Origin of the sequence: Roseococcus microcysteis (assembly GCF_014764365.1) — a bacterium.
GTDB lineage: Bacteria > Pseudomonadota > Alphaproteobacteria > Acetobacterales > Acetobacteraceae > Roseococcus > Roseococcus microcysteis.
The window spans coordinates 3797886-3818943 of the sequence record NZ_CP061718.1 but is presented as its reverse complement, the minus strand read 5'-3'; the positions used below and the strand labels follow the sequence as shown (position 1 = coordinate 3818943).

Genomic DNA, 21058 nt, shown 5'->3' with positions numbered 1-21058 from the left:
GCCCTCTATGTGGCGCGGGCCCGCGCCCTTGACGAGAGCCGGTTCCGCATGGCGGCCCATGCCTCCAGGAAGCGCTGCGGCGCATCATCGGGCGCGTTCCAGGGCAGCGAGACGCGGATGCCGCAGCCGGCCAGCTCGCCGAAGCCCATCGCCTCCAGCACATGCGACCGCGCGACCTTGCCCGAGGAACAGGCGGCACCCGCCGAGACGCGCACCCCCGCGAGGTCGAGCGCGATGACCTGCGTCTCGGCCGGCGCGCCGGGCAGGATGATGAGGCTGGTATTGGGCAGGCGGGGCGCCCCTTGGCCCGCGATGACGGCCTCGGGGGCGATCTCGCGCAGCCCCGCCTCGATGGCATCGCGCAGCGCCGCAATGCGCGCCGCGTCATAGGGGGCGGCGATGGCCGCGCCGAAGCCCGCGATGGCAGGCAGCGCCTCGGTGCCGCCGCGCCGCCCCCGCTCCTGCCCACCACCCGCAATCAAGGGCGGCACATGCAGGCCAGGCGCCAGCACCAGCGCCCCGGCCCCGGGCGGCCCGCCCAGCTTGTGGGCCGAGAGGGCCAGGCTGTCGGCGCGGGGAACATCCTCCCGCGCCGCCTGCACCGCGTCCACATGCAGCAGGGCGCCATGTTCGGCACAGAGGGCGCGGATGGCCTCCAGCGGGTGGCGCACCCCCGTCTCATTGTTGGCGGCCATGGCGCAGACCAGGGCGGGCGGGCCATTGGCCAGGAGCACCGCCAGCGCGTCGAGGTCGAGCGTCCCGTTATGCCGGACCGGAATGGTCTCGGCGGCCGGGGCGGCCGCGCGGATGGCGGCGTGCTCGGTGGCGCCCACGAGCAACCGGCGCCCGGTGCCCAGGCCGTGCAACGCCATCGCATTGGCCTCGGTGCCGCCCGAGGTGAAGACAACCTCGGCGGGCGCGGCGCCGGCGTGGCGCGCCACCTCGGCCCGCGCGGCCTCGATCAGGGCGCGCGCCGCCCGCCCGCCGCCATGGACGGAGGAGGCATTGCCGCCCAGGTCCAGCGCGCGCAGCACCGCCGCCCGCGCCTCGGGGCGCAGGGGTTCGGTGGCGTTGGCGTCGAGATCGAGCGGCGTCATGGGGCGGCGATGTGCCGCGGGCTCAGGCGCCCGTCCAGGCCTTGGGCGCGGCCATGGCGCAGCCGGGTTCCTGCGCGCGGCCCGTGACTTCGCCGCGCACCACATCCTCCAGCGTGACGCCGGCCAGGAAGAGACGGATCTGCTCGCCCAGCTCGGCCCAGAGGTCGTGTGTGAGGCAGCGGCGGCCGGCCAGGCAGCCCGGCGCGCCCTCCTCGCAGCGGGTGGCGCGGATGGGTTCATCCACCGCGTCCACGATGGCGGAGATGGCAATCTCGCGCGCCGGGCGGGCCAGGCGATATCCGCCGCCCGGGCCACGCGCGGAAGCGACCAGCCCCGCGCGGCGGAGCGGCCCGAAGAGCTGTTCCAGATAGGCGAGCGACAGCATCTGCGCCGCGGCGATTTCCGCGAGGCTGACGGGTGGGCTGGGCCGACCCGACGCGGCCGGTGGCATCGCATCCTGCCGCGCCGCGAGTTCCACCATCGCCATCACGGCGTAGCGGCCGCGTGTGGAAAGGCGCATCGCCTTGCCCCTCTAACTTGGGGCCGACCACCGAGGCGGCCAGCCCGAACCCGGGTTACAGTTGCTCCGTCACCATCGGGGCATCCCATTATGCGATATTGGGATGCGCCCGTGTTGCAAAACCTTGAAGCTGGATTGCCATGCGCCGCGCGGACGTCAGCCATGCGCGAGAGACGGTGAATCCGTTATGAAACAAGGTTCGGGCTGCGTATAGTGCGCGACGCCGCGCCGGGCGGTGGTGCGGTTGCCGAATGATCTGAGACTTTATCAATCGCTTCAAGCCGTTGAAAAAACGATCTGGCTTGAGCATTTAGGTATTACGCTGCGGAGGGCCGGCCAGAACCGGACGCACCAGCCGCAGCCAAGCAATGTGTGCCCAGATCCCGGGCCGGCGCGGCGCAAGGCCGCCTGGCCGCCAGGACGGGCGTCGCTCGGTGTGGCGGCTTGCCGTCGCGCCCAAAACAGAGATGGACGCAAGGACACGATGCCTGAAGTCATGTTCGCAGGGCCCGATGGCCGCCTCGAAGGTCGCTACCACCACGCGAAGCGGCCCAACGCGCCCGTCGCCCTCCTGCTCCACCCCCACCCGCTGCATGGCGGGACCATGAACAACCGCGTGGTGCACAGCCTTTATGGCCGGTTCCAGGCCATGGGTTTCTCGGTGCTGCGCTTCAACTTCCGTGGCGTGGGCAAGTCGCAGGGCCGCTATGATGGTGGCATCGGCGAGATCAGCGACGCGGCCGCGGCGCTGGACTTCCTGCAGGCCGTGAACCCCAACGCCTCCATGCTCTGGGTCGCGGGCTATTCCTTCGGCGCCTATGTCGGCATGCAGCTGCTGATGCGCCGGCCGGAGATGGGCGGCTTCGTCTCCATCAGCGCGCCGGCCAGTCACTATGATTTCGGCTTCCTCGCCCCCTGCCCCTGCTCGGGCATGATCATCCATGGCGAGGAAGATGAACTGGTGCCGCTGAACAGCGTGCAGAAGCTGGTGGACAAGCTGAACACCCAGAAGGGTGTGGCGATCGACTTCCGCACCATCGGCGACGCCGGCCACGTCTTCACGCCGCCGCAGGTGGAGACGCTGTCCGACATGGCCGAGGACCATGTCCTCTCGGTGCTGAACCGCAGCCGGATGGCCCTCGCCGCCGACTGAGGCCCACCCCAGGCTCTCCTGAAAGGCCGCGTCCCGCCCGGGGCGCGGCCTTTTGCTTGGCCGCTTAACGGGCAGGTAAGCAGCCCTCCGCTACAGCCCCCGCACCACAAGCAGGGGAATGACGGATCATGCGGCGTACGCTCGAAGGCCTTTCCATTCGCACCCTTCTCGGGGGCGTGCTCGGCCTTCTGGGGTTGCTGACCATCGGGCTCGCCGCGGACCAGGCCTTGCGCGCCTGGGTCCGCCATGGCGAGGCCGGCCGCATCGTCCAGATGGCCGAGGCAGGGCGCGAGCTGTTCCGCGCCGCCGCCGCCATGCGGATCGAGCGTGGCGAGACGCTGACCGCGCTTTCCGGCCCCGCGCCCGACCCAGAGATGACCCGCATCCGCCCGCGCCGCGCCGAGACCGAGGCCGCGACGAGCGCCGCCATCGCGGCCCTGCGCGCCTCCGGCCTGACCGAGGAGGCCGCGCGGCTCGACCGCGGGGCCACCGCCGTGGCCGGGCTTCGCACCGCCGCCGAGGCCGCGCTGCGCCTGCCGCGCGAGGGCCGCCCCCAGGACCTGCTGGGCCGTTGGGCCGATGTCAGCATCGCCCTGGTGAATGACCTCCTGGCCATCACCGACGCCGTCGAGGACATGGCCATGCTGCGCGACCCGCGCGTGGACCAGCTCATCTCCATGCGGCGCGATGGCTGGCAGGTCCGCAGTTCCAGCGGCGATGTCACGCTCGCCATGTCCTCCGCCATGAATGCGGGCCGCGGCTGGACGCCCGAGGAAGCGCAGGCCGCGCTGCGCGCCGCGGGGCGCTCCGACGCCGCCTGGGCGCGGCTGCAGGCGGCGGTGGCCACCGCGCCCGCCGCCCTGCGCGACGCCATCAACGCCGCGACCCCGATGGCCGCCGGCGCCCTGGCGGAAACCCGCGCGCGCATGATGGCGCCGATGCTGCGGGGCGAGCGGCCCGAGGGCGACCTGGCCGCCTTCCGCAACCCGCAGGTGGCGGCCCTGGCCCAGCTGAACGGCGTTCCGGTCGCCGCCTTCGACGCCATGGTGGAACGCGCCCACGCCAACCGGGCCGCCGCCAGCCAGGCGCTGGCGATCTCGGGGGTGCTGATCCTCCTGGCCGGCCTGGTCGCGATCGGCGGGCTGCTGGCCACGCAGGGCCTGGTGCTGCGCCCCATGGCCCGTGCCACCGCCGCGATGGACCGTCTGGCCGGACGTGACCTCAACGTCGAGATCCCCGACCAGGATCGGCGCAACGAGATCGGCGCCATCGCCCGCGCCGTGCAGAACTTCAAGCAGGGCCTGATCGAGGGCGAGCGCCTGGCCGCGGCCCAGCAGGCGGACCAGGCGACGCGCCTTGCGCGGGCCGAGGCGCTTGGCGCCGCCACCTCCGGCTTCGAAGCCCGGGTGAGCGAGTTGATCTCCGCCCTCGCCGCCGCCGCGACCGAGCTGGAGGCCAATGCCGCCGCCATGTCCAGCACCGCGGAGCAGGGCGAGGCCCAGGCCGGCTCCATCGCCCGTGCCGCGGAGAGCAGCCAGGCGGGCATCGATTCCGTGGCCGCCGGCGCCGAGGACCTGGCCGGCTCCATCGCCGAGATCGCCCGCCAGATCAGCCAGTCGCGTTCCGTGGTCGAGCAGGCGGTGGCCGAGAGCCGCCGCACCGATGGCGTCGTGCAGGACCTCGCCGCGGGTGCGGCGCGCATCACGGAGGTGGTGACGCTGATCCGACAGATCGCCTCCCAGACCAACCTGCTGGCGCTGAACGCCACCATCGAGGCCGCCCGCGCCGGGGATGCCGGCAAGGGCTTCGCCGTGGTGGCGGGCGAGGTGAAGACGCTGGCCGAGCAGACCGCCCGCGCCACGGAGGAGATCAGCGCCCAGATCGGCCAGATCCAGGGCTCGACCCAGCACGCGGTCAGCGCCATCCGCGGCATCGCGGAGACGGTGGGCCAGGTGAACGAGATCACGGCCGCCATCGCTTCCTCGGTCGAGCGGCAGGAACAGGCGACGCGCGCCATCAGCGGCAATGTGCAGGAGGTGGCGACGAGCACCCGTTCGGTCAGCGACAGCATCGCCACCATCAACGAGCTGGCGCACGCCACGGGCCTCGCCGCCGAGCAGGTGCATGAGGCGGCCGGCGAATTGGCGCGCCATGCTTCCTCGACCCGCGCCGAGGTGGGCCGCTTCCTGACCGATGTGAAGGCGGCCTGACGGCCGCACCGAGCGGCCGATTCAACGGCCTGGGCGATCCGCCCAGGCCGATCGGACGCTACTTCACTCGCACCAGGCAGTGCGGGCCGATCTCCGCCAGGCTGTTGACCCCCAGCAGCGCCATGTTCCGGTCCAGCTCGCCCTTCACGAGCGCGATGGCCCGGTCCACCCCGGCGCGGCCCGCCACGGCGGCCGCGTGCAGCATGGGCCGGCCGATCAGCACGAAGTCGGCCCCCAGTGCCAGCGCCTTCAGGATGTCGGTGCCGCGGCGGATGCCGCCATCCACAATCAGCGGGAAATCCCCGACCGCCGCCCGCATGGCCGGCAGCAGGCGCAGCGGCGAGGTGGTGCCATCCAGCTGCCGCCCGCCATGGTTGGAGACGATGACGCCGTCGCAGCCTTCCTCGCGCGCGCGCACGGCGTCATCGGGGTGGATCACGCCCTTGATCATCAGCCGGCCCGTCCATCGGCGGCGGATCAGCGCGAGGTGTTCCCAGTTCAAATGGTCGCGGGCGGTGAAGTCACGCTCGACATTGCGGGCCAGGATGGGCGCGCCGCGTTCGGCGAAGCTGTTCTCGAAATGCGGCATGCCGAACTTCGCCCAGGTGCGCAGGAAGGTCATGAAGGACCATTCGGGGTGCGTCATCCCGTCCCACAGCAGGCGGAGCGAGGGCTTCAAGGGCGTGGAGAAGCCGTTGCGGACATTGTTCTCGCGGTTGGGCAGCACGGCCGTGTCCACCGTCAGCATCAGCGTGCCGAAGCCCGCCCGCGCCACACGGTCCACCAGCGCCTCCACGCGCCGCGAATCGCCGGGCAGATAGGCTTGGAACCAGGCATCGGGGTTGGCCGCGATCACCTCCTCCATCCGGATCAGCGAGGAGCCGGAGAGGATGGCCGGGACATTGGCCGCCCGCGCCGCCGCGGTCAGCACGATGTCGCCGCGATAGGCGGCCAGCGCGCTCATCCCCATGGGCGCCAGGCCGAAGGGCGCGGCCCATTCGCGGCCGAACAGCGTGGCCTTCGGGCTGCGCTTGGACACATCCACCAGCACGCGCGGTTGGAAGCCCCATTCGGAATAGGCGCGGGCATTGTCGTCGAGTGCGGCGTTGCGCTCGGTGGCGCCGGCCACATAGCCGAAGATGGGCCGCGGCAGATGGCGGCGGGACATCGCCTCGAAATCATCGAGGCACAGGGCGCGTTGCGCGCGGCGTTCGCTCATGGGGAGGATTTGTAGCGCAGGGGGCGGGATGCGCCAGATGGGCGGCTCAAGGCGCGTGCTCCGCGACCCAGTGGTGGGCGATATCGGCGCGGCGGCAGACCCAGATTTCCGGCCGCGTCGCCACCCAGTCCAGCAGCCGCGCGAGGCCCGCGGCACGCCCGGCATGACCGATGATGCGGTTGTGCAAACCCACGCTCAGCATGCGGCCACCAGGCTCGGACAGCATCATCTCGACCGCGCCCTTGATGTATTCGAAGAATTCCAGGCCCGAGGTCATGCCCTGGCGCGCGAAGCGCACATCATTGTGCGTCAGGTTGTAGGGCAGCACGAGGTGCGGCTTGCCATCCACCTCGCGCCAATAGGGCAGCTCGTCGTCATAGGCGTCGCTGTCATAGAGGTAGCCGTGCTCGATCAGCAGGCGGCGCGTGTTCTCGCTGGGCGCGTAGCGCGTGTACCAGCCGAGCGGCGGCGTGCCGATCTCGCGCGTGATGATGGCGGTGGCGTCGGCGATGCGCTGGCGCTCGGTGGCCTCGTCCATGCCGGCATGCATCTCCCATTTCCAGCCATGGGCCGCCACGTCCCAGCCGGCGGCCTTGATGGCGGTCACGCAGTGCGGCGTGCGCTCCAAGGCGCGGGCCACGGCGAAGACGGTGCAGGGCAGGTTCCGCTCGGTGAAGAGGCGGTGCAGGCGCCAGAAGCCCACGCGGCTGCCGAATTGGAACATGCTCTCGGCCGCGAGATCGCGGCCCTTCACGGCGGCGGTGCTGCCTTCCGTCAGCCCGGTTTCGGAACGCGGGTCGCCATCGGGGAAGCTCTCCTCGCCGCCCTCCTCGTGGTTGATGACGAAGTTGAGGGCCAGCCGCGCGCCGCCGGGCCAGCGCGGGTCGGGCGGGGTGGGGCCGTAATGCTCGAAGATGCGGGAGACAGGCATGGCTCAGCCCTCCGATCCGGGAATGGTGCCGGCCGGCAGCCCGGCCACGTAATCCGCGAGTTCGCCGGGCCGCGTCACCCACAGCTGGTCGCGATGCGCCAGCACATGCCGCAGCGCCTGGCGCAGGGGCCGCAACCGGTGCGGCTGGCCCAGGATGAAGGGGTGCAGCACCACGCTCATCACCAGGGGGCGGCGGGCCGATTGCTCCAGCATTTCGTCGAACTGGTCGCGGATCATCTCGGCGAAGTCGCGGCCCGTCTGCTGCCGCATGATCAGGGCGGGGCTGTCGTTCAACTCAACGGAATAGGGCACGGACAGGATGGGGCCGGCGCGCGTCGCCATCCAGAAGGGCTGGTCGTCGGCCGGCCAGTCCATGACATAGGTGAAGCCCGCCTCGCGCAGCAGATCGAGTGTCACCGCCGATTGCGCGATATAGGGGCCGAGCCAGCCACGCGGCGCGACACCGGCATGCTGCGCCAGCACGTCGCGGGATTCCAGGATGAGACGGCGCTCATCCTCCTCCCACATCCCGTCCTGGCGTTCGGAATTGCTGCGGCCATGACCGACGAACTCATCGCCGCGGGCGCGCAGCGCGGGCGCGATCTCGGGGCAGGCCTCAAGGGCCGCGCTGTTGATGTTGTGCGCGGCGGGGATGTCCAGCGCGTCCAGCGTGTCCAGCAGGTTCCACAGCCCCACGCGGTTGCCGTAGTCGCGCCAGGCATAGGCGCGCTGGTTCTGCACCGGGCTGCCGCCCGTCACGTCGGAGCCGATGCCGGCGCGATAGGCGAAATGCTCGATGTTGTTGACCACGAGCAGCGCGAGCCGCTTGCCGCCCGGCCATTCATAGGTGGGGCGTGTCGGAATGGCGCTGTGCGCGTAGCGGTTGTGGGCAGGGAGCTTCATGGGCGACCTCTTGTCGGGAACACTGTGTCGCGTCCCTCCCGCCCTGTGAACCGCCCCCGTTGCGCGCGCGCCGCGTCGGCTCAATGCTGCGAACCAACGAGACGGGAGGCGGGGTTCATGGCCCAGGGTTGGGATTGGTGCGCGGCCGAGGGCGCCACCGCGCGCTGGCAGGCGCTGCTGGACGCCGATGCGACACTGGCGCACCGCCTGCCCGGCGCGGAGGCGCGTTTCGCCCTGGTCCAGCCTGGCCGTGCCATCACCCTGACACTGGCCGGCGGGCGCATCACCCTGGCGGAAGGCGCCGAGGCCCCCACCCGCTTCACCGCCCCGGCCGCGGTGTGGGAAGAATTCATGAAGCCCCTGCCCGCGCGCCACCACCACAACCTCTTCGCGCTGCGGATGCGCGTGCCGGAATTCAGCGCCGAGGGCGATGACCTGGCCTGGGCGCAGCACGCGCACATCCTGCGCCGCGCGCTGGACCTCGGGCGCTGGGCATCCTGGGGCAAGCAGGGGCCGGCGCCGGCTTCGCTGCGGCCGCGCCTCGGCACGCCCACCCCCTGCCCGGACGCCCAGGGCCGCTACGTCACGGTGCGGGCGCGCGGGCGGGATTACGTTCTCTATGGCGAGACCCACGGCACGGGCCGGCCCATCCTGGGCCTGCACACGGCGGGGTCGGATGCGCGGCAATTCCACCGGCTGGCGGCGGAGCCCCGGCTGCGCGCGGCGGGCTACGCCATCACCGCCTTCGACATGCCGGGCCATGGACGCTCGCCCGCCCCCGGCCAGCCAGGGGAATGGGCGCTGGACACGGAGCTCTACGCCGAACTCATCCTGGCCTTCCGCGAGGCCTGGGGCTTCACCGAGAACCCCGTGCTGCTCGGCGCCTCCATGTCGGGCGAGATCTGCCTGGAGATCGCGCTGCGCGCCCCCACCCGCTTCGCCCGCATCATCTCCTGCGAGGGAGCGGACCACATCCCCGGTCGCCGCACCCCCTTCGCCGACCACCCGCGCGTGAACGCCGCCATCTTCATCCCCGAATGGGTGGAGGGGCTGATGGCACCGCATTCCCCCGCCGAATGCGCGGCCGAGGTGTGGTGGCAGTACAGCCAGGGCGGCTGCGGCACCTTCCCCGGCGACATCCTGTTCTATTCGGGCGGCTGGGACGCGCGGGACCGGGTGCATCGGATTGATACGACGCTCTGCCCGCTGGTGATGCTGACGGGGGAGTATGACTTCTCCTGCACCATGGAAATCTCGGCCGCCACCGCCGCGCGCATCCCCGGCGCGCGCTTCGAGGGGATGAGCGCGATGGGCCATTTTCCCTTCGCCGAGAACCCCGCCCGCTTCCTCGATTTCCTGCTGCCGGCGCTGGAGGGGTGATGGGTGCTTTACGCGGCTGGGGCTTCGCCATTATGGCCTTGGCGTCCCGCCACGCGGCGGGCGAGGAGAGGCGCATGCGCGTGACCGTCCGGATTGCCCCCCTGATGGGCGCCCTGCTGCTGGGTGCCGCCGGGCTTGCCGCCTGCGGGCGTGCCGACCCGCCGGCGCCGGCCGTGGTGGAGGAGATGGGCGGCGGGCTGCTGCGCCTGGCGACGACCGGCCCCAGCGCCTCGGCCGCCGTCGAGGCCGGGCTGAACCAGGCCACCGGATACTGCGCCGCCCAGAACCGGATGATCGCGGTGGAGGGCACGCAGATCGAACCGCGCGGCTACCAGCTGCGCTTCCGCTGCCTGGAGACCGGCACGCCCGGAACCGTCACCGCCGCCGTGTCGCCGCCTGCCGCGCCCGTCCTTCCCGTCTCGGCCGTGACGGGCGCGCCGCTGGCCTCGATGCCCGCGCCCGTGCCGGACAACCCGCCGGCGCGAAGCGGGCCCGCGCTGCCTGGTGCCATGCGCGCCCTGCCGCCCATCGCGGCGGGTACGCCCGCAACACCGCGGCCGGCGCCCGCCAGCGCCCAGCCGCCCTCAGGTTTCTGGCAGATCGGCCGGTAGCGAGGCGGGCTGGCCGGCCGCGAGCCGGTCGAAGGCATCGGCCAGGTCCTGAGCCACCTGACGCGCGCGGGGAAGGCCTTCGCCCAGGCCGTCCACCACTTCGGGCAGGGCGTCAATCTGATGCTGCAGGGCGCGCAGCCCGGCGCCGAGGCCATCCGGCGCGGCGAGGCCCGCGGCGTGCAGCCGCAGCCTCAAGGCCTGGGCGCGCAGCAGGAGCGAGGGCCCCTCACGCTGCAGCAAGGCCACGGAATCCGCCAGAACCGCGCGGGTTTCGGTGGCCTGCACCCCGTCAGGATTCACCTGGGACAGGGGCTGGAGCACCGCCTCCAGCGCCTTCAGGCTGCCCCCGAAGGAACGCAATGCGCGGGCGCAGCTTTCAGCCAGCGCCGGCAGGGACATGACCTGCGGTGATCCGCGCATCGGATTGGAAGGAGGGCGCGGCGCTTGGCCGGCGGAATCGAGAAGGGCAAGGCTCATGAGGCAGGAACTCCTCTCCATCGCATGCGGCGGGGGCCGCGCGAGGGCGCCTCTTGCGCCCCCTCTCCTGCGTAAGGTTGCGATGGTTAACGAAAGCTGAGCGCCCCGGGGTGCCGCAGGCCACGGGCCTGGGGCATCATCCTCCGACACATCAATGAGGGAGGGCGAAATGCTCGAAATCCAGAAGCCCGCGGACATGGCCGAGTGGGTCGGCAAGAAGCTGGGCACCAGCGAATGGATCACGGTGGACCAGGCCACCATCAACCTCTTCGCCGAGGCGACGGGCGACCACCAATGGATCCACCTCGACACCGAACGCGCCGCGCGCGAGATGCCGGGCGGCAAGACGATCGCGCACGGCTTCCTGACGCTGTCGCTGCTGCCGCGCCTTTCTCCGATGGTCTATCGCATCGTGAATCGCAGCCGCTCGATCAACTACGGCAGCAACAAGGTGCGCTTCACCGCCCCGGTGCCGGCCGGCAGCCGGGTGCGGCTGCACCTGACGCTGAAGGCCTGCGAGCCCATCCAGGGCGGCGTGCGCCTGACCATGGAGAATGAGATGGAGGTCGAGGGCAGCTCGCGCCCCGCCCTGGTGGCGGAGACGCTGAGCCAGGTCTACGACTGAAGCCTCCGAAGGGGGCGCGCTGACGCCCCCTTCGCGGAGTGTCAGCGGGCGGCCTTGGTGAGCTTCTCCGCGATCTCGAACATCTCCTCCGGCGCGTAGTCGGGGGTGAAGGCGGAGGGCACGCCCGTGAGCTGGTGGATCTTCCCGCCTTCCGGCATGCCCTCCACCACCATCAGCTCGCCCGGCGGGTCACCCGGCAGAGCCTGTTCGCCATTGCCCCAGATGCCCGACATCTCGCGGTAATCGGCCGGGCTGAAGGTGTAGAGGCGGCGGTGCGAGCCCTCGGCCAAGTATTTCTGGCATTCCGGGATGTTCGAGAGGTTGATGTTGGGCGTGGGCAGCATCTTCTCGATGTCCACGCCCGTGATCTGCTTGATGGCCAGCGCATAGGCATGGGCGTGGACCGAGCCGCGCACCAGCAGGTAGCCGCACACCTCCCGCCCCGTGGGGTCGGACAGCGTCTCATAGACCCGCAGCTTGTGCAGCCGCGCGCCGCATTCCAGGTGGAAATTGTGCAGCAGGTCGGTGATCACGTTGCCCGTGGTCGTCACCATGTCCGCGTTCCAGGACATGGAGTTGCTGTTCACGGGTGTGGCACCCCCGGCATGGGAGAAGAAGGAGGCCGCGCTGCGGATATCCTTCATCGCCTCGAAGGGCGCGCCGGAGATGTCACCGCCATCCTCCTGGTCAGCATCATGGTCGGGGCCGTTGTTGAGCATGGCGACGCCATTGCTCACCAGCTCGACATGGCCCAGCTCCTCGGCGGTGATGCTGGCCACCAGGCTGTAAAAGGGGCGCAGCTTGGATTTGCTGCGGAAATTGAAGCTCTGGAACATGTAGTTCCCGAGGGTGGACATCTCCCCATACTTCCCGCCCAGCAATTCCTGCAGGGCGGCGCCGGCATTGGGGTCGGCCTTCTTCGGCGCGGGGAGTTCGGTTTGCAGCTTGTCAACGCGGAGGAACATGGCGTGCGGCCTTTCGGTGGCGTTTCCAGGACGGCTGCATTTCCTGTCCCGCACGCACCTGGGGCATGCGTCGCGGACAAGAAATACATGCGGGGTTGAAGGCGGTTTTTCCGGCCTTCACTTGCCCTTGTCCTGAAACGGCCCGCCCAGCGCGCCGTTGCGTGAAGCGACTGTCAGGTCACATCTCAATATTCATCCGCCGGAGAACCGGGCCCCAGCGGTCGCTCTCCCGCGTCAGGAAATCGGCGAAGGCCTCGGGGGTGCTGGCCATCAGCGTCTGGCCCTCCGCCTCCAACCGCGATCCGAAGCCCTCCTGACGCATGGCGGTGACGGCCGCCTGGCTGAGCCGCGTCACCATGGCGGCCGGCGTGCGCGCCGGCACCAGCAGCCCGAACCAGGTGATGGCCACGGCATCGCGCGCGCGTTCGGAGACGGTGGGCACATCGGGCGTGATGGGCATGCGCGCATCGCCCGTCCAGCCCAGGATGCGGCCGCGCCCGTCGCGGTGCATGGGCAGGGCGGTGGAGCCGCCCACGACCAGCATGTCGAGCCGCCCCGCCAGGAAATCCGCCACCTGCGCGGCGTCACCACGGTAGGACACTTCCTGCATCTGGATGCCGAGCTGCTCCGTCACCAGCACCCAGGCGATGTTGTTGAAGCTGGAAGGCCCGTTGGTGCCATAGGTCACGCGGCCCGGATGGGCGCGGGCGCGTTCGATCAGCGCATCCAGCGTGGGCGGGCCATCGGGCCGCACCACGATGGCGAGCGGCAGGGTGGAGATCAGGCTGACCGGCGCGAAATCCTCGCGTTTGTAGGGAATGTTGCGGAGGATATGCGGGTTGATGGTGAGCGTGCTGCCCGAACTCACCAGCACCGTGTGCCCGTCGGGCTGGCTGCGCGCCACGTAATCGGCGCCGACCACGGTGGCCGCACCCGGCCGGTTCTCCACATTCACCGGCCCGCCCAGCAGCGGCGCCATGCGCTCCGCAAGGAGCCGGGCCGTGACGTCGGTGGAGCCACCCGGCGGGAAGGGCACGACAAGGGTGATGGGCCGGCTGGATTGCGCGGCGGCGGCGGCCGGCAGCAGAGCAGCGCCGGCCAAGGCGGCGCGGCGGGTGAACTGGCTCATGGACGTTTTCTCCCGTGGTTGTTGGCCACAGGCTGGCACGCGACGCCCGGTGCACGCCAGACGCTTCAGCGCCGCAGCAAAGCCGCCGGATGTGGAGGTGCGAGGCGCGGGCCGGCGCCGAACAGCTTTTCCCGGTAGGTGCCGGGGCCATAGGCGGTCTTGTAGGCGCCGCGCGATTGCAGCTCCGGCACCAGCAGTTCCACGACATCCTCGAGGCAGGCGGGCGTCACCGTGCGGGAGAGGTTGAATCCGTCCACGCCCGTGGCTTCCACATAGGCGATGAGCTCCTCCGCGATGCGCCCGGCGGCGCCAACCATGGGCCGCTGCCGGCTGCCCAGGATGAACTGGTCGAGCAAGGTGCGCTTGGTCGCCACGCCACCGCCCGCGCGGGCGAGGGCGGCGAGGTTGGACTGGATGGCGTTGCTCTCGGCGGTGATGGGTTCGTCCAGCCCATACTTGCCGAAATCCACGCCGAGCGAGGCGGAGGCGTGTGCCAGCGCCCCCTCCACGCTGGCATGGGCGCGCCAGTCGTCGAGCTTGGCCTGGGCTTCGGCGTCACTTCGGCCCAGCACCAGCGTGGCCCCCACGAAGACGCGGATGGGACGCGGCGTGGCAGCGCGCAAGGCCGCCACCTGCTGCGCCACCGCCGGCGCCGGCCCACCATTGAGGAACACGCATTCCGCATGCCGCGCGGCAAAGGCCTGGCCACGCGCGGAGGCGCCGGCCTGGTAGAGCACGGGCGTGCGCTGCGGCGAGGGCTCGACCAGATGCAGCGCGTCCAGCCGGTGCTGCCGGCCCTCGTGGCGGATGCGGCGCACGCGCGCGGGGTCGGCATAGATTCCGGCCGTGCGGTCGGCGCGCACCGCGTCATCGGCCCAGCTCTCCTCCCAGAGCCGATAGACCACCTCCATGTATTCCTCGGCCGCGTCATAGCGGTCGTCATGGGCGCCCTGGGCGGGCAGGCCCATGGCGCGGGCCGCGCTGTCGAGATAGCCGGTGACGATGTTCCACCCCACGCGGCCGCCGGTGATGTGGTCCAGGCTGCTCATCCGCCGGGCGAAGAGATAGGGCGCCTCGTAGGAGAGATTGGCGGTGATGCCAAAGCCCAGTTGCGTGGTGACGGCCGCCATGGCCGGCACCAGCACCGCGGGGTCCAGCAGGGGCACCTGGGCGGCGCTGCGAAGGGCCGCGTCCGGGCTGCCATCCAACACGTCATAGACGCCCAGCACATCGGCCAGGAACAGCCCGTCGAAGAGGCCACGTTCCAGCAGCCGGGCCATTCCCAGCCAGTGATCGAGGCGCTTGTAGTTCGCGGATTGGTCGGCCGGGTGGGTCCACATCCCATGCTGGAGGTGGCCCACACAGGCCATGTCGAAGGCGTTGAGGCGAATCTCTCGGGGCATGGGCGCCATGCTGCGCCCGGCCCCTCAGGCCCGCAACCGCCCCGGTTCCTGGCCCGTCGCGGGGCCATAGACCGCGCGCTCACCCGGCAGGGGAACCAGCGCGCGGGTGACGCCGATGGCGGTCTCCGCCGCCCCCAGATAGAGCGCGCCATCGGGCGTCATCAGCGCCGCGATCTGATCCAGCACGCGCGCCTTGGTGGGCACGTCGAAGTAGATGAGGACGTTGCGGCAAAAGATGATGTCAAAGCGCCCCAGGCCGCGCAGATCACCGAGCAGGTTCAACTTCTCGAACCGGCAGATGGCGGAAAGCTCCGGCTTGATGCGCCAGCGCCCTTCCTCCTGGGTGAAGCGCTTCATCAGCGTGCGGATGGGCAGGCCGCGCTGCACCTCGAACTGGGTGAAGACGCCCGCCCGCGCGCGGTCGAGCACGGCCGTGGTGATGTCCGTGCCCAGGATTTCGAAGGGCCGCGTCTTGAGGCCCGGGTCCGCCTCCGCCAGCTCCGCCAGCAGGATGGAGATGGAATAGGCCTCCTGCCCCGTGGAGCAGGCGGCGGACCAGATGCGGATCTTCTGCCCGGGCGGACGCGCGGCGTGCAGCTTGGGGATGAGGCCCCGCAGATGCTCGAAGGGCTTGCCGTCGCGGAAGAAGCTGCTTTCGTTCGTGGTCAGCAGCTCCGTCATGTCCTGGGCCAGCGCCTCGGTGCGCGGCTGCTTCAGCCGCTCGGCCAGGGCGTCGAGGCTGGGCAGGTTCTCGCGCTTGAGAAGCGGGGTCAGCCGCGTCTCCAGCATGTAGCCCTGGTCGGCGCCGATCACGCCGCCCGAACGCGCGCGGACGATGCCGGTGAGGAAGGTGAAGGTCGCGGGGGTCATGCGGTGCGTCCGATCAGCGTGGACAGCGCTTCGCCCAGCGCCTCCGGCGTTCCTTGTTCCGTGGCGAGGCCCGCGCGGGCGACGGCGCCCGGCATGCCCCAGACGACCGAGGAGGCCTCGTCCTGCGCCCAGACCGTCCCGCCCGCCTCGCTGAGTGCGCGGCAGCCAGCCAGGCCGTCATGGCCCATGCCGGTCAGGATCACGGCGTGCACCCGGCTGCCAAAGGCGGCGATGAGGCTTCGCAACGTGGGGTCCACCGCGGGGCGGCAGAAATTCTCGGGCGGGCCGTCCGAGAGCTGCGCCAGGAAGCGGTCGCCCTCCGCGCGCAGCAGCAAATGGCGGTCACCGGGCGCCACCAGGATTTCGCCCGGCAGCAGCGGCTGGCCCTCCTTCGCTTCGGACACGCGCGGCCCGCCCAGCCCGTCGAGGTGCTGCGCCAGCATGGCGGTGAAGCCCGCCGGCATGTGCTGCACGATGACGCAGGGAATGGCCAGCTTGCGCGGCAGGCGGCGCACCAGGGCAGCCAAGGCTTGCGGCCCGCCCGTGGAGCTGCCGATGCACAGCACCCGCGCCCCTGGCCCCAGCTTGCCGCGCGGCGCGGCGCGGAGGGTTGGCGCGGACCGTGGCGCGGAGGTGCTGACCGGCTTCTGGCGCAGCCTGCCCCAGCCCTTCACCTTCGCCAGCAGTTCCGCGCGGAAGGCGGGGTCCTGCAGGCCGCCGCCAGCGGCACCCGGCTTGGGCACATAGTCCGAGGCGCCCGCCTTCAGCGCCGCCATGGTGGCCGTGGCGCCGCGCTGCGTCAGCGCCGAGGCGACGATGACGATGGGCCGCGGCTCACGCTGGAGCAGCAGCGGCAGCGCCGTCATCCCGTCCATCTGCGGCATTTCGAGGTCGAGCAGGATGACCTCGGCGCGCTCATGCGGGGGCGCCTTGTCGAGCGCCTCCAGCGCCTGGCGGCCGTCGCCGACGCGGGCGACCACGCGCAGCCCGGGGTCGGTCTCCAGCACGCGGGCGAGCGCGCCGCGCGCGGTCGCGCTGTCATCGCACAGCATCACGCGCACCGGCGCGCCGGTCGGGGCGGTGCTCATGCCGGCAGCAGCCCTGCCTGGGTCAGCTTGTCCAGCAGGATCTCCTCGTCGAAGGGCTTCATCACATATTCCTGCGCGCCGGCCTCGATCCCCTCGATGATGCGTTCCATCGCGGCCTCGGTCGTGCACATGACCACCACGGGATCATCGGGGCCGAACTCGGCGCGCAGCGCCTTGAGGAAGCCGATGCCGTCCAGCACCGGCATGTTGCGGTCCAGCAGCACGGCGCGCGGCATCTCGGCACGGCACGCGTCCAGCGCCTTCTGCCCGTCCTCGGCCTCGCGCACGGTGAAGCCGTGCTTCTCGAGGATGCGGCGTGCGACCTTGCGGACGACCATGCTGTCATCCACCACGAGGCAGGTCCCGGCGCTCATGCGGAAAGCGCCAGCAGCTTGTCCACGTCGAAGATGACGAGGAGGCTGCCGCCCTGGCGATGCACGCCGAGCGAGACGTCGCGCCACAGATTGTCGAGCGTGGGCGGGTTGGCCGCACGGTCCTCGGAGGAAAGCGAGAGCACCTCGCCCACCTCGTCGGCCAGCAGGGAGTAGAGCTCACCGCCCACCTCCACCACCACGCTCATGGCGCCCTTGCCCGCCTCTCGGGCCGGCAGGCCCAGGCGTGCGCGAAGGTCCACCGCCGTCACGATGCGTCCGCGCAGGTTCAGGCTGCCAGCCACCTCGCGTGGCGCCAGCGGGATCGGGGTGATGACCTGCACCCCCAGCACATCACGCACGGAGAGCACGGGCACCCCGCATTGCTGGCCCGCCACGGCGAGGGTGAGAACCATGTGGGCGGCGTCCGCGCCCAATGCGGCGCGCGAGGGCGGGCCGCCTGTGTTCAAGGTCTGGGGCTGCTGCATGTCTGTGTCCCTTCAGAATGGCGGATCACGGTGCGACTGCGGGTTGCAGGCAGTCCTGCAAACTGGCCAGGAGGGCGTCGCGGTCATACTTGCCGATGTAGTCGCTGAACCCGGCGCCGCGGCCGCGGGCCACGTCCTCAGGCTCGCACCGGCCGGAGAGGGCGATCATGGGCAGATCCGCCCAGATGCCGCCTTCGCGCACGGCGCTGACCAGCCCAAAGCCGTCAAGCTCGGGCATCTCGATGTCGGAGACGATCACGTCGAACATCTCGTCCGCGTCGCGCAGCGCGAGCGCCTCGCGGCCATTGGACACCGTCGTCACCTCGTAGCCCCCGGCCGTGACGGCCGGCACCACCAGGTTCCGGAAGAAGGCGCTGTCCTCCACGATCAGCACGCGGGGGCGGACGATCTCGGCGCGGCGGTTGCCGAACCAATCCTCCTTGGCCTGCTGCAGCCAATGCGCGGTGTCCAGGATTTCCGTCACACGGCCATTGACCACGCAGGAGCCGAGGAAGCCCGGCCGTTGCCCGGCCTGGTCGATGTCCAGCACCGCGTCCACCACGTCGAGGATTTCGTCCACCATCAGGCCCAGCGCGCGGTCACCATCACCGAAGACCAGCACGGGCTGGTCGCCACCGCCGGCGGGCGGCGCGCCATAGCCCGCGATGGGCAGCAGCGGCATCAGGCTGCCGCGGTACTGCACCACCATGCTGTCGCCCGCCTGCTCGACGCGTTCGGCCGGCAGGTGTTCCAGCCGCGCGACCAGTGCGAGCGGCACGGCCTTGGGCGCGCCCTCGCCGGCGCGGAAGAGCAGCAGCGCCGTCTGGCGTGGACCGCGCGCCACGGCCGAGGTCTGGGTGGCCAGCGTCGCCGAATCCCCCGCGATCTCGGAGCCGAGGCCCGTCGCCCGCGCGATCCCGTTGGGGTCCAGGATCATGATGACGCTGCCATCGCCCAGGATGGTGTTGCCGGAGAACATGGTGATGTGGCGCAGGATGGGCGCCACCGGCTTCACCACGATCTCCTCCGTGTCGAAGACGCGGTCCACGACGATGCCGAAGAGCTGCGCGCCGACCTGCGTGACAACGACGAAGCTCTCGCTTTCATCCGCGGCGGGGGCGTCCTCGGACAGGCTGAGGATGCGGCGCAGCGGCACCAACGGCAGCAGCCGGTCGCGCAGGCGCAGCACCTGGGCGTCCTTGATGCGCTCCACCTTGGGGCCGTCGCCATCGCCCACGCGCACCAGCTCCAGCACGCCGTTCTGCGGGATGGCGAAGCGCTCGCCGCCCGCCTCCACGATGAGGGCGGCCACGATGGCGAGCGTCAGCGGGATCTTGATGATGAAGGTGCTGCCATGGCCCTCGCGTGAGCGCAGATCCACCGCGCCGCCGATGCGCTCGATGTTGGTCTTCACCACATCCATGCCCACGCCGCGGCCCGAGACGGAGGTGACGGCCGCCGCCGTCGAGAAGCCCGCGCGGAAGATGAAGCGGTGGATCTCGCGCTCGTTCATGGTGGCGAGCTCGGCCTCGGTGGTCAGGCCCTGGGCCAGCACCTTGGCCTTGATGCGCTCGGTGTTCAGGCCGCGCCCGTCATCGCCGATCTCGAGCACGATATGCCCGCCCTCATGGAAGGCGTTGAGCATGATGCGGCCCGTCTCGCTCTTGCCGGCGGCGCGGCGCTGCTCGGGGCTTTCCAGGCCGTGGTCCGCGCTGTTGCGGACCATGTGCGTCAGCGGGTCCTTGATGAGTTCGAGCACCTGGCGATCGAGCTCGGTCTCCGCGCCGCGCATGTCGAGCACGATGCGCTTGCCCAGTTCCTGACTGAGGTCGCGCACCAGGCGCGGCAGCTTCTGCCAGGCATTGCCGATGGGCTGCATGCGCGTCTTCATCACGCCGTCCTGCAGGTCCGACGTGATCTGCGACAGGCGCTGGAGCGGCACGGAGAAGGCCGCGTTCTCCTCGGAGCGGGCGAGCTGGAGAAGCTGGTTGCGCGTCAGCACCAGTTCGCTCACCAGCACCATCAGGTCCTCGAGCACGTCCACCGCGACTCGGATGGTCTGGGGCGCGCTGCTGCCCACCACCTCCGCCACCGGCTCGGCGGCGGCGCGGGGCTCGGGCGCGGGGGGCGCGGCCTCGATGGCGGGGGCCGCTTCGGCCAGGGCGGCCTGTGGCGCCGGGGCCTCGGGGGCGCGGGGCGTGGGCTCGGTCGGCAGCTGGCCAGCGGCCACGGCGTCCAGCTCCGCCTTCAGCGCGGTGTCATCGCCGCTGGGCTCCTGGCCCGAGGCCTCCAGACCCGCCACGATCTGCTTGATGCGGTCCACCGCGTTCAGGATCAGGGAGATGCCGGCGGGCGTGACGGTCAGCGTGCCGTCGCGCCACAGGCCCAGCACGTTTTCCGCGGCATGCGCGACCGATTCGAGCCGCGACAGGCCGAGGAACCCGCAGGTGCCCTTGATGGTGTGGACGGTGCGGAACACCTCCGACAGCAGCGGGCCGTTCGCAGGTTCGCGTTCGAGCTGCAGCAGCGCGCCGTCGAGGTTTTGCAACCCCTCATTGGTTTCTGTCAGGAAGTCGGCGAGCAAGTCATCCATGGGCAGCCCTTCTCCTCCGGCATCACGGGGAATTGAGCGGGCAGAATGCGCGGGCCGACCGAAGAAAAGGTTAAGCGGTGGCGGGATGCCGACCCGGTGCGCGCGGGCCGGTGAACCCTTCACATCTCGGGTTGCAACAACAGCATGGGCTCGCCCTCGCCGACCGGCATGGCCAGGGACAGGGCGTGGCGTTCCCGTGCCGCCAGCAGGAAGACCCAGGGGGCGAGCAGCCGGCGCGGCCCTTCCTCCAGCGCCGCCTCCACGCTGCCGCCGGCCAGCAGGTCGAGCAGCGTGGGCGACCATTCGGTCTGCCGGCCCTCCAGCCGCAGCGCGAGCGCGCCCGCCCCGGATTCGGTCACGTGGACCACGCCGCCACGCGGCAGCGCCTCCGCCGCCAGCAGCACGGCGGCGAGATAGAGGCGCGCGCGGCCCGGGGCGAAGGGGCCGCCCCGCAGCGGCAGGGCGAAGCGCACCCGGTGGGCCATGGGCGCGCCGCGCACCAGCCCGTCCAGCTCGGGCCAGCCCAATTCGTCGGCCAGGCCGAACATGGCGCCGAACAGGCGCATGCGTGCCCGCAGCTCGCCCGCCGTCTCCGTCACCACAGCATGCGCCGCGGGGTCCGCGGCCTGGGGCATCAGGGCCGAGATGCTGGCCATGGGCGAGCCCAGGTCATGGCAGATGCGCGCCGCCACCAGCTCCGCCAGGCGGATGGTGATGCGGCCCTCGGAGGATTGGTCCAGCATGTTCGAGTTCCACTTCGCTGCAAGATGGGGCGCCGTGATCGCGGCGGACCCATGGAATCCGGATGGCAGGGCAGCATGTCACCCCGCCAGTATCGGACGCGGAGCATCAACCTCCAACGACACGCGTCGAGAAGGCAGGCCGTTCGTCGCGCGGGCCTGCGCGTGTGCCGCGGGGCAGTCATTGGCGGGAAGCATAGAGGGGGGATGGTTGCCGCATCCTTTAGGCGGGATGGTGGAAAATGCGGGGGCAAGCTGTGACGCGCCGCGCCGCGGAGCAAGAAT

The 21058-nt window shown here is 71.0% G+C and carries 20 protein-coding genes; 5 read left to right on the top strand and 15 right to left on the bottom strand.

What is annotated here, in order from left to right; all coding sequences use genetic code 11:
- Window positions 1-5 precede the first annotated feature (5 nt).
- Complete coding sequence (locus ICW72_RS18475) at window positions 6-1097, bottom strand: cysteine desulfurase family protein (protein WP_191084006.1); 1092 nt, start codon at window positions 1095-1097, stop codon at window positions 6-8.
- 22 nt (window positions 1098-1119) lie between these two features.
- Complete coding sequence (locus tag ICW72_RS18470) at window positions 1120-1617, bottom strand: Rrf2 family transcriptional regulator (protein WP_191084005.1); 498 nt, start codon at window positions 1615-1617, stop codon at window positions 1120-1122.
- A 484-nt stretch (window positions 1618-2101) separates the two neighbouring features.
- On the opposite strand from ICW72_RS18470, the gene ICW72_RS18465 reads away from it, so the two are divergent.
- Entirely contained in the window at window positions 2102-2770 is a 669-nt protein-coding gene (locus tag ICW72_RS18465; RefSeq protein ID WP_184385491.1) for an alpha/beta hydrolase, read from the top strand.
- Between the two features lie 128 nt (window positions 2771-2898).
- The gene (locus ICW72_RS20835; RefSeq protein ID WP_223880680.1) at window positions 2899-4980 is read left to right on the top strand and encodes a methyl-accepting chemotaxis protein; all 2082 of its coding nucleotides are present in this window, start codon (window positions 2899-2901) and stop codon (window positions 4978-4980) included.
- Window positions 4981-5038: 58 nt separating this feature from the next.
- Here the strand turns inward: ICW72_RS20835 and ICW72_RS18455 are convergent, their stop codons facing one another.
- Genes ICW72_RS18455 through ICW72_RS18445 form a run of 3 tightly spaced genes read right to left on the bottom strand, consistent with a single transcriptional unit; the run spans window position 5039 to window position 8033 of the window.
- Complete coding sequence (locus tag ICW72_RS18455; RefSeq protein ID WP_191084004.1) at window positions 5039-6199, bottom strand: alpha-hydroxy acid oxidase; 1161 nt, start codon at window positions 6197-6199, stop codon at window positions 5039-5041.
- Between the two features lie 46 nt (window positions 6200-6245).
- Entirely contained in the window at window positions 6246-7130 is an 885-nt protein-coding gene (locus tag ICW72_RS18450) for a polysaccharide deacetylase family protein (protein WP_191084003.1), read from the bottom strand.
- Window positions 7131-7133: 3 nt separating this feature from the next.
- Window positions 7134-8033 (bottom strand): polysaccharide deacetylase family protein, encoded by a 900-nt coding sequence (locus ICW72_RS18445; RefSeq protein ID WP_191084002.1) that lies wholly within the window; start codon window positions 8031-8033, stop codon window positions 7134-7136.
- Window positions 8034-8150: 117 nt separating this feature from the next.
- Here ICW72_RS18445 and ICW72_RS18440 point away from each other — a divergent pair, with 117 nt between their 5' ends.
- Window positions 8151-9413 carry an alpha/beta fold hydrolase gene (locus ICW72_RS18440; protein ID WP_191084001.1) on the top strand — a complete coding sequence of 421 codons (1263 nt, stop codon included), beginning with the start codon at window positions 8151-8153 and terminating at the stop codon, window positions 9411-9413.
- Window positions 9414-9487: 74 nt separating this feature from the next.
- The gene (locus tag ICW72_RS18435; RefSeq protein WP_191084000.1) at window positions 9488-10024 is read left to right on the top strand and encodes a hypothetical protein; all 537 of its coding nucleotides are present in this window, start codon (window positions 9488-9490) and stop codon (window positions 10022-10024) included.
- On the opposite strand, the gene ICW72_RS18430 is transcribed toward ICW72_RS18435, so the two are convergent.
- A complete protein-coding gene (locus ICW72_RS18430) occupies window positions 9998-10423 on the bottom strand; it encodes a hypothetical protein (RefSeq protein ID WP_191083999.1) in 426 nt (141 codons plus the stop codon). The genes ICW72_RS18435 and ICW72_RS18430 overlap by 27 nt on opposite strands.
- Before the next feature lie 247 nt (window positions 10424-10670).
- Between ICW72_RS18430 and ICW72_RS18425 the strand changes: the two genes are divergently transcribed.
- Window positions 10671-11126 carry a MaoC family dehydratase gene (locus tag ICW72_RS18425; RefSeq protein WP_191083998.1) on the top strand — a complete coding sequence of 152 codons (456 nt, stop codon included), beginning with the start codon at window positions 10671-10673 and terminating at the stop codon, window positions 11124-11126.
- Window positions 11127-11167: 41 nt separating this feature from the next.
- Here ICW72_RS18425 and ICW72_RS18420 read toward each other — a convergent pair whose 3' ends face one another.
- From ICW72_RS18420 to ICW72_RS18380, 9 genes are all read right to left on the bottom strand, one after another.
- Window positions 11168-12091 (bottom strand): manganese catalase family protein, encoded by a 924-nt coding sequence (locus ICW72_RS18420; protein WP_191083997.1) that lies wholly within the window; start codon window positions 12089-12091, stop codon window positions 11168-11170.
- Between the two features lie 178 nt (window positions 12092-12269).
- Window positions 12270-13220, bottom strand: a complete 951-nt coding sequence (locus ICW72_RS18415; protein WP_191083996.1) for a tripartite tricarboxylate transporter substrate binding protein — start codon at window positions 13218-13220, stop codon at window positions 12270-12272.
- Window positions 13221-13285: 65 nt separating this feature from the next.
- A complete protein-coding gene (locus tag ICW72_RS18410) occupies window positions 13286-14623 on the bottom strand; it encodes an LLM class flavin-dependent oxidoreductase (protein ID WP_191083995.1) in 1338 nt (445 codons plus the stop codon).
- A 24-nt stretch (window positions 14624-14647) separates the two neighbouring features.
- Window positions 14648-15493 (bottom strand): CheR family methyltransferase, encoded by an 846-nt coding sequence (locus ICW72_RS18405; RefSeq protein ID WP_191083994.1) that lies wholly within the window; start codon window positions 15491-15493, stop codon window positions 14648-14650.
- On the bottom strand, window positions 15490-16581 hold the full coding sequence (locus tag ICW72_RS18400) for a protein-glutamate methylesterase/protein-glutamine glutaminase (RefSeq protein WP_223880679.1): 1092 nt from the start codon (window positions 16579-16581) through the stop codon (window positions 15490-15492). Before ICW72_RS18400 ends, ICW72_RS18405 begins: the two co-directional genes overlap by 4 nt.
- Window positions 16578-16955: a response regulator gene (locus ICW72_RS18395; RefSeq protein WP_191083993.1), complete on the bottom strand. Its 378-nt coding sequence runs from the start codon at window positions 16953-16955 to the stop codon at window positions 16578-16580. The genes ICW72_RS18400 and ICW72_RS18395 overlap by 4 nt, the downstream gene beginning before the upstream one ends.
- The gene (locus ICW72_RS18390; protein ID WP_223880678.1) at window positions 16952-17368 is read right to left on the bottom strand and encodes a chemotaxis protein CheW; all 417 of its coding nucleotides are present in this window, start codon (window positions 17366-17368) and stop codon (window positions 16952-16954) included. Before ICW72_RS18390 ends, ICW72_RS18395 begins: the two co-directional genes overlap by 4 nt.
- A 97-nt stretch (window positions 17369-17465) precedes the next feature.
- Complete coding sequence (locus ICW72_RS18385) at window positions 17466-20033, bottom strand: hybrid sensor histidine kinase/response regulator (RefSeq protein ID WP_191083991.1); 2568 nt, start codon at window positions 20031-20033, stop codon at window positions 17466-17468.
- A 119-nt stretch (window positions 20034-20152) separates the two neighbouring features.
- Window positions 20153-20776 (bottom strand): histidine phosphotransferase family protein, encoded by a 624-nt coding sequence (locus ICW72_RS18380; RefSeq protein ID WP_191083990.1) that lies wholly within the window; start codon window positions 20774-20776, stop codon window positions 20153-20155.
- Between the last annotated feature and the right edge of the window lie 282 nt (window positions 20777-21058).

Excerpts from the sequence above, each read along its gene's own strand:
- ICW72_RS18475 (WP_191084006.1), bottom strand. The coding sequence starts at position 1,097 with ATGACGCCGCTCGATCTCGACGCCAACGCCACCGAACCCCTGCGCCCC.
- ICW72_RS18470 (WP_191084005.1), bottom strand. The coding sequence starts at position 1,617 with ATGCGCCTTTCCACACGCGGCCGCTACGCCGTGATGGCGATGGTGGAA.
- ICW72_RS18465 (WP_184385491.1), top strand. The coding sequence starts at position 2,102 with ATGCCTGAAGTCATGTTCGCAGGGCCCGATGGCCGCCTCGAAGGTCGC.
- ICW72_RS20835 (WP_223880680.1), top strand. The coding sequence starts at position 2,899 with ATGCGGCGTACGCTCGAAGGCCTTTCCATTCGCACCCTTCTCGGGGGC.
- ICW72_RS18455 (WP_191084004.1), bottom strand. The coding sequence starts at position 6,199 with ATGAGCGAACGCCGCGCGCAACGCGCCCTGTGCCTCGATGATTTCGAG.
- ICW72_RS18450 (WP_191084003.1), bottom strand. The coding sequence starts at position 7,130 with ATGCCTGTCTCCCGCATCTTCGAGCATTACGGCCCCACCCCGCCCGAC.
- ICW72_RS18445 (WP_191084002.1), bottom strand. The coding sequence starts at position 8,033 with ATGAAGCTCCCTGCCCACAACCGCTACGCGCACAGCGCCATTCCGACA.
- ICW72_RS18440 (WP_191084001.1), top strand. The coding sequence starts at position 8,151 with ATGGCCCAGGGTTGGGATTGGTGCGCGGCCGAGGGCGCCACCGCGCGC.
- ICW72_RS18435 (WP_191084000.1), top strand. The coding sequence starts at position 9,488 with ATGCGCGTGACCGTCCGGATTGCCCCCCTGATGGGCGCCCTGCTGCTG.
- ICW72_RS18430 (WP_191083999.1), bottom strand. The coding sequence starts at position 10,423 with ATGTCCCTGCCGGCGCTGGCTGAAAGCTGCGCCCGCGCATTGCGTTCC.
- ICW72_RS18425 (WP_191083998.1), top strand. The coding sequence starts at position 10,671 with ATGCTCGAAATCCAGAAGCCCGCGGACATGGCCGAGTGGGTCGGCAAG.
- ICW72_RS18420 (WP_191083997.1), bottom strand. The coding sequence starts at position 12,091 with ATGTTCCTCCGCGTTGACAAGCTGCAAACCGAACTCCCCGCGCCGAAG.
- ICW72_RS18415 (WP_191083996.1), bottom strand. The coding sequence starts at position 13,220 with ATGAGCCAGTTCACCCGCCGCGCCGCCTTGGCCGGCGCTGCTCTGCTG.
- ICW72_RS18410 (WP_191083995.1), bottom strand. The coding sequence starts at position 14,623 with ATGCCCCGAGAGATTCGCCTCAACGCCTTCGACATGGCCTGTGTGGGC.
- ICW72_RS18405 (WP_191083994.1), bottom strand. The coding sequence starts at position 15,493 with ATGACCCCCGCGACCTTCACCTTCCTCACCGGCATCGTCCGCGCGCGT.
- ICW72_RS18400 (WP_223880679.1), bottom strand. The coding sequence starts at position 16,581 with ATGAGCACCGCCCCGACCGGCGCGCCGGTGCGCGTGATGCTGTGCGAT.
- ICW72_RS18395 (WP_191083993.1), bottom strand. The coding sequence starts at position 16,955 with ATGAGCGCCGGGACCTGCCTCGTGGTGGATGACAGCATGGTCGTCCGC.
- ICW72_RS18390 (WP_223880678.1), bottom strand. The coding sequence starts at position 17,368 with ATGGTTCTCACCCTCGCCGTGGCGGGCCAGCAATGCGGGGTGCCCGTG.
- ICW72_RS18385 (WP_191083991.1), bottom strand. The coding sequence starts at position 20,033 with ATGGATGACTTGCTCGCCGACTTCCTGACAGAAACCAATGAGGGGTTG.
- ICW72_RS18380 (WP_191083990.1), bottom strand. The coding sequence starts at position 20,776 with ATGCTGGACCAATCCTCCGAGGGCCGCATCACCATCCGCCTGGCGGAG.